Here is a 15,849-nt window from a genome sequence, read left to right on the forward strand (position 1 = left end):
CAATGAATGAGCCTTCGCTCGATAAAACGTATAACCCCGCAGAAATTGAGCAATCTCTATATGCTCACTGGGAGAAAAGCGGTTATTTTAAACCTAATGGGGATACCACCCAAGACAGCTTCTGTGTTGTCATTCCACCACCGAATGTCACTGGTAGCCTGCACATGGGGCACGCCTTCCAACAAACCATCATGGATACGATGATCCGCTATCAACGTATGCAAGGTAAAAATACCTTATGGCAAACGGGAACTGACCATGCAGGTATCGCAACTCAGATGGTTGTTGAGCGTAAAATTGCAGCAGAAGAAGGTAAAAACCGTCACGACTACGGCCGCGATGCGTTCATTGACAAAATCTGGGAGTGGAAAGCTGAATCCGGCGGTACAATTTCACAGCAAATGCGCCGTTTAGGCGATTCTGTTGATTGGGATCGCGAGCGTTTTACTATGGATGAAGGCTTATCTAAAGCCGTTAAAGAAGCGTTCGTTCGCCTTTATAAAGAAAACTTGATTTATCGTGGTAAGCGCTTAGTTAACTGGGACCCAAAACTGCACACGGCAATTTCTGACTTAGAAGTTGAAAATCGTGAAATCAAAGGGTCTATGTGGCACCTGCGTTATCCATTGGCTGATGGCGCAAAAACGGCTGAAGGCAAAGACTATTTAGTGGTCGCAACTACCCGCCCTGAGACCATGCTAGGGGATACCGGTGTCGCCGTTAACCCTGAAGATCCACGTTATAAAGATTTAATTGGTAAAGAAATTATTTTGCCAATCGTTAACCGCCGTATTCCAATTGTTGGTGATGAACACGCTGACATGGAAAAAGGCACTGGCTGTGTGAAAATCACTCCAGCTCATGACTTTAATGACTATGAAGTCGGTAAACGCCATCAGTTAACAATGATTAACATGATGGACTTAGACGGCAACGTTCGTAACGAAGCGGAAATTTTCGATACCAACGGTAACCCATCTACCGCTTATAGCTGCGAAATCCCAGAAGCTTACCGTGGAATGGAACGTTTTGCAGCGCGTAAAGCTATCGTCGCAGAATTCGAACAACTTGGCCTGTTAGTTGAAGTGAAACCCCATGACCTGACGGTGCCTTACGGTGACCGTGGTGGTGTAGTTATTGAGCCTATGCTAACCGACCAATGGTACGTGCGTACTGAGCCTTTGGCTCGTGATGCCATTAAAGCCGTTGAAGATGGCCGTATTCAGTTCGTTCCTCGTCAGTACGAAAACATGTATTTCTCTTGGATGCGTGATATTCAAGACTGGTGTATTTCTCGCCAACTGTGGTGGGGCCACCGCATTCCTGCATGGTATGACGAAAAAGGCAATGTCTACGTGGGTCGCGATGAAGACGAAGTTCGTCGTGAAAACAACTTAGGTGCGGATATTGCTCTGCGCCAAGACGACGACGTACTGGATACGTGGTTCTCTTCCGGTCTGTGGACATTCTCTACTCTCGGCTGGCCTGAAAATACCGACGCACTGAAAACATTCCATCCAACAGATGTATTAGTCAGTGGCTTCGATATTATTTTCTTCTGGATTGCCCGTATGATCATGATGACCATGCATTTCATCAAAGATGAAAACGGCGAGCCACAAGTGCCATTCAAAACCGTTTATATGACAGGCCTGATCCGTGATGAAGAAGGCCAAAAAATGTCAAAATCCAAAGGGAACGTTATCGACCCATTAGATATGATTGACGGTATCTCTTTGGAAGATTTACTTGAAAAACGTACTGGCAACATGATGCAGCCACAATTGGCTGAAAAAATTGCTAAACGTACTCGTAAAGAGTATCCAGAAGGGATCGAAGCCCATGGTACTGATGCACTACGCTTCACTTTGGCGGCATTAGCGTCAACAGGCCGTGATATCAACTGGGATATGAAACGCCTGTCCGGCTATCGCAACTTCTGTAATAAATTATGGAATGCGAGCCGTTTCGTTCTGATGAATACTGAAGGCCAAGATTGTGGTCAAAACGGCGGCGAAATAAGCTTCTCACTGGCTGACCGCTGGATCATGGCGCAATTCAATCAAACAGTGAAAGCTTACCGTGAAGCGTTAGATACTCACCGTTACGATATCGCAGCGGGTATTTTGTATGATTTCACATGGAATGAATTCTGTGACTGGTACTTAGAGCTGTCTAAACCTGCTGTTCATAAAGGTAACGAAGCACAAGTACGTGCGGCTCGCTTCACCTTAATTGAGGTATTAGAAGGCTTACTGCGCCTTGCTCACCCAATCATTCCATTTATCACTGAAACCATCTGGCAGCGCGTCAAAGTGGTTAAAGGTATTGATGCCGATACCATTATGTTGCAAGCGTTCCCTGAGTTCGATGCGGCTAAAGTGGATGAGCTCGCGCTAAGTGACCTTGAGTGGATCAAAGAAGCCATTATTGCTGTACGTAATATTCGTGCAGAAATGAATATCTCTCCAGGTAAGCCACTGGATGTGATGCTGCGTGGTGCTTCTGCTGATGCAAAACGTCGCGTTGAAGAAAACCAAAGCTTTATCAAATCAATGGCACGTTTAGAAAGCATCCGCGTACTGGCTGATGGTGAAGAAGCACCGGTTTCTGTCACTAAACTCGTTGGCGGTGCAGAGCTGCTGATCCCAATGGCTGGCTTAGTCGATAAAGACGCAGAACTGGCTCGTTTAGATAAAGAGCTGGAAAAAGTGGTGAAAGAAATCGAAACCATTGAAAGCAAGTTAGCTAACGAAGGTTTTGTGAGCCGTGCGCCTGCTGCCGTTGTTGAAAAAGAACGTGAACGCTTAACTGCCAATATTGAAGCAAAAGCTAAAATTGAAGCGCAAAAAGTGACCATCGCCTCTTTGTAATTATTAATTAGCTAATCATTTTTAAGCCCTTATCGATTCGTTGATAAGGGCTTTTTATTCGAGTATCATCAAATGACTGCGTTCGCAGTTCTCAGATTGAAGTTCCCTTCTGGTTCTCTCTACACTGAGTTGTACACAATAATAATCAAGAGTTTCACATGACAACACAAAACTACAAAATTCGTCCTATCGAACAACAAGATAACGCAGGTATTGCCGCGGTAATCCGCGAAGTTTCTGCTGAGCATGGCTTAACCGCAGACAAAGGCTTTGCTGTTGCTGACCCTATTTTAGATACCTTATTTGAGGTTTATAGCAAACCGCGCAGTGCTTACTGGGTGGTGGAAATGGATGGCGAAATTGTTGGCGGTGGCGGTGTTTCACAAGTCGCGGGAGGCGATAACGATACGGCAGAATTACAGAAAATGTATTTATCTTCCGTGCTACGTGGCAAAGGCTTAGCAAAACAAATCGTACTGATGTCACTGGAATTTGCTAAAGCGCAAGGCTACACTCGTTGCTATTTAGAAACAACCAAAGAACTTCAAGCTGCTATTAAGTTATATGAAAAATTAGGGTTTGAATTTATTGATGAACCGTTAGGAAATACGGGTCATAGTGACTGTGAAATTCGTATGTTAAAGGCATTATAATTCTACGCTAAACGAAAAAGGATAGTTTTTAGCTATCCTTTTAAGTAATTATATGATGCGACTAATAATTAATGCACGCGATCTTCAGGGTCTATATCATCACCATCTTCGTCGTCATACTCTGCATCTGGGTCTTCAAAATACGTGCCCCAACCATCATAGTTGATGCCCATTTTTTCAGCCAACTTCATTAATTGCTCAACCTGTGCGTCAATCAGCTCTGCATTTAAAGCACTTTCACTGATTACATCGCAACACATCAGGGTTTCACCCGTTTCAATTTCGAGCTCTTCTGCATCCGTGACTTCATAGCCTAGTTTAAAAGCTTCAACGGCTGCTTTCTCTAACAGAGCAAAGTTGTCCGCAGAGAAGTGATGCTCAATCGCATACAATGCATCAGGATCGCTACCATCTTCCAGTAATTCCTCGATGATCAAGCGAGTTTCTTCATACTGCGCATCGAGTTCAGCTTTATCTACCATATCCACACCCCTTTTGTTTCTTTGTCGCTCATCTTTCTTTGCGCCATTCTCCCACACGGTTGACAGTGAAACCATATATTTAAAGATAATTTCTTTTACATTGGGGGTTGATTTTGAATTTTTATGAATATAAATTGAATATTAATTCAAATCAAAAAGGCTACCAATTATGAATCCCCTATATAATAAACCTTTTTTAAGGTTACTTGATTTTACTTCTAGCGAAATTCATTCACTTTTAAAACTCTCTTCTTGGTTAAAATCAGAAAAAAAAGCGGGCACAGAGCAGCCCCTCCTTTCAGGGAAAAACTTTGCCCTTATTTTTGAGAAAGACTCAACACGGACACGCTGTGCATTTGAAGTTGGAGCATTTGACCAAGGTGCTAGAGTCACTTATTTAGGGCCTTCTGGTAGCCAAATCGGCCATAAAGAAACCATGAAAGACACCGCTAGAGTGTTGGGTCGGATGTATGACGGTATCCAGTACCGTGGATTCGCCCAAAACACGGTAGAACTCTTAGCCGCGCATTCGGGAGTGCCTGTATGGAATGGATTAACTAACGAATTCCATCCCACACAGTTATTAGCCGATCTGCTGACCATTCAAGAGCACCGACCAAATACGCCATTCTCAGAAATTAAATTTGCCTATTTAGGCGATGCGCGTAACAACATGGGCAACTCGATGTTAGAAGCTGCTGCTCTCACAGGTTTAGATTTACGCCTTGTTGCGCCAAAAAGTTGCTGGCCGGAGGAAGACTTAGTGAACACTTGCCAAGCACTAGCTCAAAAAACGGGTGCGAAAATCACGCTCACGGAAGATGTCGCCGAAGGCGTTAAAGATGCTGATTTTATCTATACCGATGTGTGGGTATCGATGGGAGAAGCCAAAGAAGTATGGGCACAGCGCATTAATTTATTAAAACCATACCAAGTGAATATGAATGTGATTAAGCTCACCGGCAACACAAATGTGAAGTTCCTACATTGTTTGCCTGCCTTTCATAATGAAGACACCACATTGGGCGCGCAATTAGCTAAAGAATTCAATATGTTTGGTGGCTTAGAAGTCACGGAAGAAGTCTTTGAATCGCCTTATAGCATTGTCTTTGACCAAGCAGAAAACCGTTTACATACTATCAAAGCGGTGATGGTGGCGACATTAGCGCCAGAATTGCCTGCTAATATATTTTAATTATGCTGCTCTGTAGACATCAATTTAAGCAAAGGATGTCTACAGAAAAGTTTGACGAGTTAGAAGTGGCTATCAGGGATAGATCAGGTGCTACAACAAAATTACATTGTAAAATCTTTATTTTTGAAGTGTTGATATCACTTTCTTTTTTTGACCAGTAACTTCAGGGGCTGTTGTTCTAAACCGGTCAGACATTAATACTTTAGCATTCGCTAACATAATATCGCGCATTTCTTGAGGCGATAATCTTTCAACCTTATTATTCCCCATAAATCACCCCGTATCATTAATGTTCCCAAGCTGTATTGTATCAAATTCCACAATAATTTTACAGCATGGTGAAAAATAGACTATTTTAATAGCACTATTGATTCGACAGTAATTCCGTAAGTAACGATAGCTGAATTAATCGCAAAGCGTCACTGGTTGCAAACATAACATTTTCATCCCTTAATAATTTGAAACCAAACTTTTGATAATGTGAGATCAAACCTTCATCAGGTTCAATAATATAAACGGCTTTACTATCTGGATATTGAGTAAGGAAAAAAGTTACCGCAATAATAACTAAAGTAGTTAAACGCCCATTTAGAGCGTGCTCAGGGAGGTCTCGCACAAAAGACTCAATCAAAAAAATATGTAAGTCACCACGCTTAGTCGCGTAAACACCAAGTACTGCACCATCAATTTCAGAACCTTTCTCTAATCTGAACCCCATATGAAAGCTGTCTTCACTGAGAAAATGTCCAAATTTGCTAAGCCAATTTAACACAGACCGTTTATCTCTCACTAAGGACTCAAAGTCATCTTCTGATAGCGTACTTACTTGTAAATCTAAGAGAGCTTCATCAACAAACTCCTGTAAAAAATCGACTGTTTTATGTAGATTAGACTCCGAAGACACATGCGACTCCCTATATTGTTATCCGTTATACTCTGCTCCTCATACCTCACCTGCAAAAATATTTTGGCCTACTTTGCTGAAAATTTATATCAAATAAAAGTAGGCCATTCAGATAGAAAAAAGTGATTAATAAAGAAATAATATATACTGATTAGGATCTTTCACCATTAGCCAATCGGCTATTAATTATTTCAATAACTGATGGCAAATCAGCTAAAGTATCAATCACATAATGAGCGCCAGCAGCATATAGTTTCTCTGTGGCTTGTTGTTTCAACGCGTTAACTTCATCAATTGGCATCCCTTGATATTCTTCCCATGTTTTACCAAATTCATTACCCGAAACCGATAATCCAACGCTCCACATTCCCGCATTGCGCCCTTCTTCAATTCCGGGAACGGCATCATCCACTTTGATACAAGCGGATACAGAACCAACACCTAGCTCAATGACGTTCTGTAATGCCATCCAAGGTCCCGGACGCCCACCAGCAAGGAGGTCATCACTTGCTATCCAGTAGTCGGGTTGGTAGCCCAATGCCTTTGCAGCTGGAACTAACTTTTCCATCACGGCACGAGGGTAACCTGAACAAGAGCCAATTTTAATACTTTTGTTGCGTAATGTAGCGATTGTGTCGACAACTCCAGTGATTGGTGTTGCAAAGTCGATAACTTTCGCAATTTGCAATGGCATAAAGGCCGCGTAGATTTTATCGATATCCTCACTACTCATTGAGCGGCCAAACTTTGCGTTCCATAAAGCGTCTACTTCAGGCAATTTACCCAGTGCTTCAATATGTTGCCATTTTCCTAGTCCCATAGGAATGCGCGCTTGAGCCAATGTAATATTTATATCAAACACAGATTTAAATGCTTCGATGAAAATCTGAGTAGGAGCAAAAGAGCCAAAATCTACAGTGGTACCCGCCCAATCAAGGATAACGGCTTCAATACGGTTCATTTCTTTTCCTTATTTTTCCCAGTAAATGGCTTTTTTTATTGCTACCAACAATGCATCAATGTCTTTTTCATAAACTTCACCAATATTTCCAATACGGAAACAATCACTTTGCGAGACCTTGCCCGGATAAATGACAAAACCCTGAGATTTTAAACTCTGATAAAATTGCTTAAATTGGTAATCAGATGAATTTGGTGAGTAAAATGCGGTGATAATTGGCGAATGAAGGCTATCTTCTAACAACGTGGTAAAACCTAATTTACGCATACCGGACACCAACTTGTATTGATTCCCTTGATAACGTTGAAAGCGAGCGGCTACGCCACCTTCTTTAGCTAACTCCTTGAGTGCTTGGGCAAATGCTAATACAGTATGAGTTGGAGAAGTAAATCGCCATTTACCTTGGAAATCTTCCATACAGCGCCACTGTGCGTATAAATCTAGCGATAATGAACGAGAGCGCCCCTTACAACGTTCAAGCGCCTCGGTACGGGCGATAACAAAAGCAAACCCCGGAACCCCTTGAATACATTTATTCGCAGAACTAATTAAAAAATCAATGTTAAGCTCAGCAATATCCATGGGGACCCCACCAAAACTGCTCATTGCATCCACGATATAGCGTTTTTGATACTGCTTCGCTAATTTCGCGACTTTTTCTATCGGGTTTAAAATCCCTGTCGTAGTTTCACAGTGCACCATCGCAATATGAGTGATTTGGCTATCTTGTCGCAATAACTGTTCAATCTGTTGCACATCTGGCAACGACACTTCACCGCAATCATAAACACAATGAGCCACACCCAATCGCTGAGCCATTTCAGCCATTCGAGCACCGTAAGCGCCATTACTGATAATCAAAACTTTCTCTTTATCACCGATTGCACTACCTAAAACCGCTTCAACCGCATAGCTTCCACTTCCTTGAAGCAGAACCGAAGAATACCCTGCTTTGGCCGTTGCCAGTGCCACTAATTGTTGACGAATATTTTGTACAACGCCTAAATTATAATCATCATCCCATGTACAGCTATCAAACAGCATGGCTTCTTTCACCGTTTTAGACGTCGTAAGCGGCCCCGGTGTTAATAGCAAATAATTATTGTTTGTCATTCAATTTACCTATTGGTCTATACCAGATTTCCATTATAATGGTCGTAGGCTGCTCAAAAGGTCAAAGGAAAAGTGCTCGTGAAACAAAAAATTCATATAACTATGTATAATATGACTGAAACAATGACAGGAAATAACCATGAAATTATCAGCGGATGAAGCCCCGCAATATCTGCTTATCAAAGCCCAATTACAGGAAAAGATTCAAAATGGCTCGCTAAAATGTGGTGATAAACTCCCCTCGGAACGCGAACTTTGTGCCATTTTCAATACCACTCGTGTCACTATTCGCGAAAGTTTAGCGCAGCTAGAATCCAGTGGGGCCATTTACCGTTCTGAGCGTCGTGGTTGGTTTGTCACACCTGAGCGCCTTTGGTTAGATCCAACCCAAAATACTAATTTCCATAAACTTTGCCTCGAACAAGGTCGCCAACCGAAGACAGTTTTACTGGATGGAAAAGTTATTACCGTTCCTCTCGAAGCTATGGAGCCGTTAAAACTTCAATCATTTGAACAAATTTATTTACTCACCCGCCTACGTTTTGCTGATGACAGGCCCGTTTGTTACTGTGAGAACCATTGTTTACCAGCTCGCGTTCCTGAACTGCTACGCCACGACCTCAACGGCAGTTTAACGGAAGTGTACGAAGCTCATTTCAATTTAATCTATACCAGTATGCATTTGTCTTTCTACCCAACGGCAATGCCTGCCCAAGCGGCACAAGCACTGGGGGTTACGGTTGGCCGTCCAGCCTTATTGTTGCAACGCTTAAACTATGACCAACATGGGCGAATTTTAGATTATGATGTTGAATACTGGCGCCACGATAGCTTGCGCATCGAAGTCGATACTTTGTGATTATTTCTATTTATAGAAAATAATTTTATCTATTTAGCTGCATTTCATCTTTCTGTCATATAAACCCGTTAGCGTAAAAAACATCTGGTATATACCAGAATACATTTTACCTTAACAGGAGATAACCATGAAACGCACCTACTTAGCTGGTCTATTAATGGCAACCCTTTGCTCTACCTCTGTTTTTGCCGCTGATGTTGTGACTGTTTACTCCGCTGATGGCCTGCACGATGGCAACAACAGTTGGTATAAAAATCAGTTCGAGGCGTTTACCAAACAAACAGGCATTAAAGTACAATATGTCGAAAGTGGTTCAGGGGCGATAGTTGAAAGGCTCGCTAAAGAACGCACCAATCCACAAGCCGATGTGCTTATTACCGTTCCGCCTTTTATCCAACGTGCCGCAAAAAACCAGTTATTAGCTGAATTTATGCCAGAAAATGCAGCAAATATTCCTAATTCAAATCACTTTTACACGCCGTTGGTCAATAATTACCTGACCTTTATCTATAACGCTAAGCTGCTTAAGTCTCCTCCTGAAAATTGGGACTCCCTACTCGATTCTCGCTTTAAAAATAAACTTCAATATTCAACACCGGGACAAGCTGGGGATGGTACTGCAGTGATGTTACAAGTTTTCCACAGTTTTAATGGCAAAGACGCAGGGTTTGATTATCTCGGTAAGTTGCAGGCTAATAACGTTGGCCCATCCGCCTCGACAGGTAAGCTTACCGCCCTCGTGAATAAAGGGGAGCTCTATGTCGCTAATGGCGACTTACAAATGAATTTATCCCAAATGGTACGTAACCCTAATGTCCAAATTTTCTGGCCAAAAGATGCCAATGGGGAACGTAGTACACTGGTTTTACCTTATGTTGTCGGCTTAGTTAACAACGGCCCTGAAACCGAAAACGGTAAAAAACTCATTAATTTCCTGCTGGATAAACCATCACAAAGCCGTGTTAGTGAGCTTTCATGGGGTATGCCTGTTCGTTCAGATATCACACCATCTGATAAGCAATACCAGAGCGCTGTCCAAATGTTAGAAGGTGTGAAAACTTGGCAGCCTAATTGGGATGAAGTTGAAGTTTCCCTATCCGATGATATTTCCCGTTGGCAAAAAGTCACTGATGGTGAGTAACTTGTGATGTTGATGAAACGAAAAGCCACTACTGCAATGCAGCAAACCGAGCACTCTGGGATCACATTAGAGTCTTTACGTGTCTCATATCATAATAATGTCGTGCTAAAACCTTTAGATTTAACCATCGACTCTGGGGAAATATTGGTGTTGATTGGCCCGTCTGGTTCAGGAAAAACCACGGTATTGCGAGCCATTGCGGGGTTTGCTCAACCTGACAGCGGGCGCATCTTATTAGGTGATATGGATATCACCCACCTTCCCCCATACCAACGCGGACTCGGTATGGTTGTACAAAATTATGCGCTATTTCCCCATATGAAAGTGGAAGAGAATGTCGCATTTGGCTTACGAGCTCAGAAACAACCTAAAGCACTCATTAACGAGCGAGTCATTGAAGCCCTTAAAATCGTCGGAATGACGGATTACGCAACCCGCTACCCTCACCAACTTTCAGGGGGGCAGCAACAGCGAGTTGCGATTGCTAGAGCGATAGCCGTAAGGCCTCGTGTTCTGTTACTCGACGAACCGCTTTCCGCACTAGATGCGCAAATTCGTCATAATATGGTTGAAGAAATTGCCCGTTTACACCGCGAACTGCCCGATTTAACTATTCTTTATGTGACTCATGACCAAACTGAAGCTCTCGCACTTGGTGATAAAATTGGCATTATGAAAGATGGCTACTTAGTCGCACATGGTGAGAAAAATGCCTTATATCACCGCCCACCCAACCGTTTTGCTGCTGAGTTTTTAGGCCGAGCCAATATTCTAGCCGCTACTGCGCTTGGTTTTTCAACAAGCCCTGGAAAAGTGAATGTCAGTTGTGGTGGAACATTGTTGGAGGCTCATACATTAGGCATGCGAGCAGGCACTCACAAATGGGTGTGTATCCGCCCACAGCACATCACGCTAGTACCAAATTCCAATGCCACCAATCAATTACAGGCCACATTGACGTCTATTCGCTGGCAGGGGGATTTAACGCATTTAATTTGTGATGTTGCTGGTGAAACCGTGAGTGTTGCCATCACCCATTTGGCCTCACCGCCTAAAATAGGCGACAAACTCACTTTATGGTTTTCACCTGCGGATACCGTTTTAATTGAGGAATAACATGTCACATATTAGCGTGCCAAAAGGTTCATCAATAACGATAAAGCCCATTTATTGGATATTGCCGCCACTACTGGTGTTAGTTACGTTGTTTTTTTATCCCTTATTGTTGATAGCCCAACAAGCACTACAAAATGAGGCGGGTAGATGGGGGTTGGATGCATTTTGGCAACTTATTGAGTCAAAACGCTTTATTAATGGGTTATGGAATACACTCTACATTGCCATTTTGGCCACCTTAGGTTGCCTTGTGATAGGCAGTGTATTGTCACTGATCTTAGTGTTTATTCCTTTTCCGGGAAGCCGTTTTATCACGCAAGTGATTGATACTTTTATTGCTCTACCGACCTTTTTGATTACCCTAGCTTTTACCTTCATTTATGGTTCTGCAGGGCTACTCAATGGCACCTTGATGGCATTGTTTGATTTAGAATTCCCCCCCGTTGAGTTTCTTTATTCTATCCATGGGGTGATTTTGGCAGAAATTACCGTTTTTACCCCGTTAGTCATGCGTCCCCTTATGGCGGCACTGCGGCAAATCGACAAAAGCCAGTTAGAAGCGGCAAGTATTTTAGGCGCACACCCTGCACGGGTTATCGCGCAAGTTATTTTCCCTGCGGCGCTTCCCGCTTTATTAGCAGGGGGTAGCCTGTGCCTGCTGTTAACCACCAATGAATTTGGCATCGTACTGTTTATCGGGGCGAAAGGCGTCAATACCTTGCCGATGATGGTATACAGCAAGGCAATATTAGAGTCAGATTATACCGTGGCATGCATGATTGCCTTAATTAACATCTTGCTTTCACTCGGGTTATTTTTCCTATACAGAATGGCGACCACTCGCCTTGGGGTAAGGAATTAATTATGTTGATTTGGTCTAAAAAAGGACGAGCCACTGCCACTATCATTGCCATCAGCTTATTTGGTTTATTGTTTTTACTGCCTTTAGTAATGATTTTAATGTCGAGTTTCAGCCGCCAATGGAATGGCATTTTACCTTCAGGCTTTACTTTTGAACATTTTGTGAATGCGTTTAGTGGGCCAGCTTGGGATGCCATTTTATCCAGCCTAGTGGTTGGTTTTAGTGCCAGTCTATTTGCGCTGTTTTGTGGGCTTTGGGCTGCGTTAGCACTAAGAAGACACAGTGGGAAAATACAAAAGTGGCTGAGTATTGCATTTTATCTCCCCAGCGCTATTCCTTCTGTGTCTATTGGGCTTGGGATCCTTGTAGCATTCAGCCAAGGCTATTTACAGATGAACGGCACTTTTTGGATTGTATTTAGTGCTCATTTTGTGTTGATTTCTGCTTTTACGTTTAGCAATGTTTCCACTGGGTTAACCCGTATTTCTCCCGATATTGAAAATGTGGCTTTTAGCTTAGGCGCTTCTCCTTGGTATCGTTTATGCCATGTCACCCTACCACTATTGATGCCATGGATGATTTCAGCATTAGCATTAAGCCTATCACTGTCCTTAGGGGAACTTGGTGCCACAATGATGTTATATCCCCCCGGCTGGGCGACATTACCTGTTTCCATTTTCAGTTTAACCGATAGAGGCAATATTGCTGATGGTTCGGCACTAACGATTGTATTAGTTTCGATTACATTATTACTAATGATGAAATTAGAGAAAGTAGCAAAAAGGCTTGGGCAAAAATAAAAGTTATCACGCTAAATAGCCAAGTAACCTCTACCTACTGGGCTATTTAGCGGCCTGTATACTATTCCCACATATACTTATCTTTTTTTGTCCAGCCTTTGGATACCATACATTCCAAGTAATAATTATTACGGGTATCTTCATTGACATCAATCACATAGCTTTCCATAACTGGTGTTTGTTCTTTATAAGTTTTGTCTTTTCCACAATCATCATCTTTTTTGCATTTTTTTTCGACATAAGACATAACAGAGCGCTGCGCAACTTCATTTTTGATTGGGTACAAATGAAGGGCTTCGGGTTTACAAACTGCATTCGCCTCAGCTTGAGTGAATTTTGAGCCACCGGAAACAGGTACCCAAACAGATGAACAGCCAGAAAGAAGGAATGCCAATAGAATAAAAAGTCGTGATTTCATAATGATCATATTTAATTAAAAAGAAAAAATATCTTACTCGTACATAAAATGTGTGTAAATAAATGTACTGTATATTCAATCATGTGATTTAATTTTGGTTTAAAAAACACCAATGCTCAGCACATTCCCTATTGAGAGATACTATTTCTCCCATTTTTCAGTTAGTTCAAATATTCACCAAAACGCAAAAATAAAAAAAATGTATTTTTCTTTATGCAAACGCTTGCGTCATGGAATGAGATGCGTATAATGCGCCACAATTTGCCGGGAGAAACCATGAACGCTGCTGCTCTATTTTTTACAGAGAACACCTCCACTGCACTGCCTTCTGGCGGTCTGGACAGCCTGTTTTTCCCCTTCTTATTTACAGAAAAGCCCCTCAATTGAGGGGCTTTTTTTTGGCCTATAGACCTAACATGTCTTGCTGACACAGGAGAACAACAATGCCGAACCCTTTATACCACCGCGATATCATCTCGATTAATGATTTAGACCGTTCAGACCTTGAATTAGTGCTTAATGTTGCGGCTTCATTAAAAAAACAGCCGCAACCTGAGTTTCTAAAACATAAAGTCATCGCAAGTTGTTTCTTTGAGGCCTCTACACGCACACGCTTGTCATTTGAAACGGCTATCCATCGTTTAGGCGCTTCCGTTGTTGGTTTCTCTGATAGCACCAACACATCCCTCGGTAAAAAAGGGGAAACATTGGCCGATACCATTTCTGTCATCAGCCAATATGTCGATGCTATTGTCATGCGCCATCCGCAAGAAGGTGCCGCTCGCCTTGCAAGCCAGTTTGCAGGCCACATTCCTGTCATTAATGCAGGCGATGGTTCAAACCAACATCCCACACAAACATTACTCGACTTGTTTACTATCCAAGAGACCCAAGGCCGTTTAGAAAACCTACAAATTGCCATGGTCGGTGACCTAAAATATGGCAGAACCGTGCATTCCTTAACCCAAGCACTGTCTAAATTTGAAGGCAATCACTTCTACTTTATTGCCCCTGAAGCGCTTTCAATGCCAAACCATATTCTGCACATTTTAGAAGAAAAAGGCGCAACCTACAGCCTGCATAATAATATTGATGAAGTGATGCCAGAACTCGACATTCTGTATATGACCCGTGTACAAAAAGAGCGCCTCGACCCCTCTGAATACGCGAATGTGAAAGCACAATTTATTTTAAGTGCGGCTGACCTGCATTGTGCAAAACCGAATTTAAAAGTCTTACACCCACTACCACGGGTTGATGAAATCGCAGTTGATGTGGATAGCACACCTTATGCTTACTATTTCCAACAAGCAGGAAATGGGATTTATGCAAGGCAGGCATTGTTATCTCTAGTTTTAAATAAAGAATTAGCTATCTGAGGAGGACATACCATGACACAAGATCATAAATTACAAGTTGAAGCAATCAGCCACGGTACCGTTATTGACCACATTCCTGCTCAAATTGGTTTCAAATTACTAAAATTGTTTAAACTAACAAAAACAGATGAACGCATCACAATTGGTTTAAATTTGCCATCAAGCAATCTAGGTAAAAAAGACATTATCAAAATCGAAAATACCTTTTTAACCCCAGAGCAAGCTAACCAATTAGCCATGTATGCCCCTGAAGCCACCGTTAACCGTATTGAAGATTACCAAGTGGTAGAAAAGCTTGAACTCACGCTGCCTCACTATATCGACAATGTGTTAATTTGCCCAAACAGCAACTGCATTAGCCATAATGAGCCAGTATCGAGCAGTTTCCGCGTGAAAAAAATCGGCAAAGAAGTCGCACTGACGTGTAAATTCTGCGAAAAAGAGTTCGATAGAGACGCTGTGATCAATAACCAATAGGTTGTTTTTGCGTAGACTGCGGTGTTGTGTAGGTGCAATCCATGTTTATAATGGTGCCTAACACCCCATAAAGTTATACTCAAAGTCACACCAAGCCACAAACACCGCTGTGGCTTGCCATATGACGAGTATTTTCTCTTTACGTGATGAAACGGAGTAGTTATGTCATACGAAATCAATACAGAAAACGCACCAGCAGCGATCGGTCCTTACGTTCAAGGCGTAGATTTGGGTAGTATGGTTATCACATCAGGGCAAATCCCTGTTGACCCTAAAACGGGTGAAGTGCCTGAAGATATCGCAGCACAAACTCGCCAATCACTGGCTAACGTAAAAGCAATTTTAGAAAAAGCTGGCTTAAGTGCGGCTAATATCGTGAAAACAACGGTATTTGTAAAAGATTTAAATGACTTTGCGACAGTGAATGCAACCTACGAAGAATTTTTCAAACAACATAATGCACCATTCCCAGCTCGCTCTTGCGTTGAAGTTGCTCGCCTGCCAAAAGACGTGAAAATTGAAATCGAAGCAATCGCAGTACGTAAATAACGATTAATTCGAGCCAAACACCCCATGCTTTGGGTGGGGTGTCTTTCATTACCGTCTACCCCCGATA

The 15,849-nt window shown here is 42.3% G+C and carries 17 protein-coding genes; 11 read left to right on the top strand and 6 right to left on the bottom strand.

Annotation, left to right across the window (positions count from 1 at the left end; translation table 11 throughout):
• The first annotated feature begins 2 nt into the window (after window positions 1–2).
• Together PZ638_RS18820 and PZ638_RS18825 are read left to right on the top strand one after the other, a co-directional pair.
• Window positions 3–2,873: a valine--tRNA ligase gene (locus PZ638_RS18820; RefSeq protein WP_172412245.1), complete on the top strand. Its 2,871-nt coding sequence runs from the start codon at window positions 3–5 to the stop codon at window positions 2,871–2,873.
• A gap of 158 nt (window positions 2,874–3,031) precedes the next feature.
• Entirely contained in the window at window positions 3,032–3,526 is a 495-nt protein-coding gene (locus PZ638_RS18825) for a GNAT family N-acetyltransferase (protein ID WP_004264338.1), read from the top strand.
• Window positions 3,527–3,594: 68 nt separating this feature from the next.
• On the opposite strand, the gene rraB is transcribed toward PZ638_RS18825, so the two are convergent.
• Window positions 3,595–4,008: a ribonuclease E inhibitor RraB gene (rraB, locus tag PZ638_RS18830; protein ID WP_004907524.1), complete on the bottom strand. Its 414-nt coding sequence runs from the start codon at window positions 4,006–4,008 to the stop codon at window positions 3,595–3,597.
• A gap of 169 nt (window positions 4,009–4,177) precedes the next feature.
• Between rraB and argF the strand changes: the two genes are divergently transcribed.
• A complete protein-coding gene (gene argF, locus PZ638_RS18835; protein ID WP_206277232.1) occupies window positions 4,178–5,203 on the top strand; it encodes an ornithine carbamoyltransferase in 1,026 nt (341 codons plus the stop codon).
• Window positions 5,204–5,320: 117 nt separating this feature from the next.
• Here the strand turns inward: argF and PZ638_RS18840 are convergent, their stop codons facing one another.
• From PZ638_RS18840 to phnW, 4 genes are all read right to left on the bottom strand, one after another.
• Window positions 5,321–5,473: a hypothetical protein gene (locus tag PZ638_RS18840; RefSeq protein ID WP_153673787.1), complete on the bottom strand. Its 153-nt coding sequence runs from the start codon at window positions 5,471–5,473 to the stop codon at window positions 5,321–5,323.
• Between the two features lie 94 nt (window positions 5,474–5,567).
• Window positions 5,568–6,107, bottom strand: coding sequence for a hypothetical protein (locus PZ638_RS18845; RefSeq protein ID WP_275612214.1), 540 nt, complete (start codon window positions 6,105–6,107; stop codon window positions 5,568–5,570).
• A gap of 151 nt (window positions 6,108–6,258) precedes the next feature.
• Window positions 6,259–7,068, bottom strand: coding sequence for a phosphonoacetaldehyde hydrolase (phnX, locus tag PZ638_RS18850; RefSeq protein ID WP_094961635.1), 810 nt, complete (start codon window positions 7,066–7,068; stop codon window positions 6,259–6,261).
• A 9-nt stretch (window positions 7,069–7,077) separates the two neighbouring features.
• Window positions 7,078–8,181, bottom strand: a complete 1,104-nt coding sequence (gene phnW / locus PZ638_RS18855; RefSeq protein WP_094961636.1) for a 2-aminoethylphosphonate--pyruvate transaminase — start codon at window positions 8,179–8,181, stop codon at window positions 7,078–7,080.
• Between the two features lie 139 nt (window positions 8,182–8,320).
• Here phnW and phnR point away from each other — a divergent pair, with 139 nt between their 5' ends.
• The 5 genes from phnR to phnV all read left to right on the top strand — a co-directional run bounded on the left by phnR (window position 8,321) and on the right by phnV (window position 12,959).
• Window positions 8,321–9,040 carry a phosphonate utilization transcriptional regulator PhnR gene (gene phnR, locus PZ638_RS18860; RefSeq protein WP_004905839.1) on the top strand — a complete coding sequence of 240 codons (720 nt, stop codon included), beginning with the start codon at window positions 8,321–8,323 and terminating at the stop codon, window positions 9,038–9,040.
• A gap of 127 nt (window positions 9,041–9,167) precedes the next feature.
• Window positions 9,168–10,181 (top strand): 2-aminoethylphosphonate ABC transporter substrate-binding protein, encoded by a 1,014-nt coding sequence (locus PZ638_RS18865; RefSeq protein WP_094961637.1) that lies wholly within the window; start codon window positions 9,168–9,170, stop codon window positions 10,179–10,181.
• A gap of 6 nt (window positions 10,182–10,187) precedes the next feature.
• Complete coding sequence (gene phnT, locus PZ638_RS18870; protein WP_096864319.1) at window positions 10,188–11,297, top strand: 2-aminoethylphosphonate ABC transport system ATP-binding subunit PhnT; 1,110 nt, start codon at window positions 10,188–10,190, stop codon at window positions 11,295–11,297.
• Window position 11,298: 1 nt separating this feature from the next.
• Window positions 11,299–12,159, top strand: coding sequence for a 2-aminoethylphosphonate ABC transporter permease subunit (phnU, locus tag PZ638_RS18875; RefSeq protein WP_004905842.1), 861 nt, complete (start codon window positions 11,299–11,301; stop codon window positions 12,157–12,159).
• A 2-nt stretch (window positions 12,160–12,161) separates the two neighbouring features.
• The gene (gene phnV, locus PZ638_RS18880; protein WP_094961639.1) at window positions 12,162–12,959 is read left to right on the top strand and encodes a 2-aminoethylphosphonate ABC transport system, membrane component PhnV; all 798 of its coding nucleotides are present in this window, start codon (window positions 12,162–12,164) and stop codon (window positions 12,957–12,959) included.
• 61 nt (window positions 12,960–13,020) lie between these two features.
• Here phnV and PZ638_RS18885 read toward each other — a convergent pair whose 3' ends face one another.
• Window positions 13,021–13,377 carry a hypothetical protein gene (locus PZ638_RS18885; RefSeq protein ID WP_036958764.1) on the bottom strand — a complete coding sequence of 119 codons (357 nt, stop codon included), beginning with the start codon at window positions 13,375–13,377 and terminating at the stop codon, window positions 13,021–13,023.
• A gap of 443 nt (window positions 13,378–13,820) precedes the next feature.
• Here PZ638_RS18885 and pyrB point away from each other — a divergent pair, with 443 nt between their 5' ends.
• From pyrB to ridA, 3 genes are all read left to right on the top strand, one after another.
• The gene (pyrB, locus tag PZ638_RS18890; protein ID WP_004907510.1) at window positions 13,821–14,756 is read left to right on the top strand and encodes an aspartate carbamoyltransferase; all 936 of its coding nucleotides are present in this window, start codon (window positions 13,821–13,823) and stop codon (window positions 14,754–14,756) included.
• A 12-nt stretch (window positions 14,757–14,768) separates the two neighbouring features.
• Window positions 14,769–15,233: an aspartate carbamoyltransferase regulatory subunit gene (gene pyrI, locus PZ638_RS18895; RefSeq protein WP_112308096.1), complete on the top strand. Its 465-nt coding sequence runs from the start codon at window positions 14,769–14,771 to the stop codon at window positions 15,231–15,233.
• 162 nt (window positions 15,234–15,395) lie between these two features.
• Complete coding sequence (gene ridA, locus PZ638_RS18900; protein ID WP_004907508.1) at window positions 15,396–15,782, top strand: 2-iminobutanoate/2-iminopropanoate deaminase; 387 nt, start codon at window positions 15,396–15,398, stop codon at window positions 15,780–15,782.
• The last annotated feature ends 67 nt before the right edge of the window (window positions 15,783–15,849 follow it).

The organism is Providencia hangzhouensis, assembly GCF_029193595.2.
GTDB lineage: Bacteria > Pseudomonadota > Gammaproteobacteria > Enterobacterales > Enterobacteriaceae > Providencia > Providencia hangzhouensis.

Coding starts and splice junctions, on each gene's coding strand:
- PZ638_RS18820 (WP_172412245.1), top strand. CDS start 3: ATGAATGAGCCTTCGCTCGATAAAACGTATAACCCCGCAGAAATTGAG.
- PZ638_RS18825 (WP_004264338.1), top strand. CDS start 3,032: ATGACAACACAAAACTACAAAATTCGTCCTATCGAACAACAAGATAAC.
- rraB (WP_004907524.1), bottom strand. CDS start 4,008: ATGGTAGATAAAGCTGAACTCGATGCGCAGTATGAAGAAACTCGCTTG.
- argF (WP_206277232.1), top strand. CDS start 4,178: ATGAATCCCCTATATAATAAACCTTTTTTAAGGTTACTTGATTTTACT.
- PZ638_RS18840 (WP_153673787.1), bottom strand. CDS start 5,473: ATGGGGAATAATAAGGTTGAAAGATTATCGCCTCAAGAAATGCGCGAT.
- phnX (WP_094961635.1), bottom strand. CDS start 7,068: ATGAACCGTATTGAAGCCGTTATCCTTGATTGGGCGGGTACCACTGTA.
- phnW (WP_094961636.1), bottom strand. CDS start 8,181: ATGACAAACAATAATTATTTGCTATTAACACCGGGGCCGCTTACGACG.
- phnR (WP_004905839.1), top strand. CDS start 8,321: ATGAAATTATCAGCGGATGAAGCCCCGCAATATCTGCTTATCAAAGCC.
- PZ638_RS18865 (WP_094961637.1), top strand. CDS start 9,168: ATGAAACGCACCTACTTAGCTGGTCTATTAATGGCAACCCTTTGCTCT.
- phnT (WP_096864319.1), top strand. CDS start 10,188: ATGTTGATGAAACGAAAAGCCACTACTGCAATGCAGCAAACCGAGCAC.
- phnU (WP_004905842.1), top strand. CDS start 11,299: ATGTCACATATTAGCGTGCCAAAAGGTTCATCAATAACGATAAAGCCC.
- phnV (WP_094961639.1), top strand. CDS start 12,162: ATGTTGATTTGGTCTAAAAAAGGACGAGCCACTGCCACTATCATTGCC.
- PZ638_RS18885 (WP_036958764.1), bottom strand. CDS start 13,377: ATGAAATCACGACTTTTTATTCTATTGGCATTCCTTCTTTCTGGCTGT.
- pyrB (WP_004907510.1), top strand. CDS start 13,821: ATGCCGAACCCTTTATACCACCGCGATATCATCTCGATTAATGATTTA.
- pyrI (WP_112308096.1), top strand. CDS start 14,769: ATGACACAAGATCATAAATTACAAGTTGAAGCAATCAGCCACGGTACC.
- ridA (WP_004907508.1), top strand. CDS start 15,396: ATGTCATACGAAATCAATACAGAAAACGCACCAGCAGCGATCGGTCCT.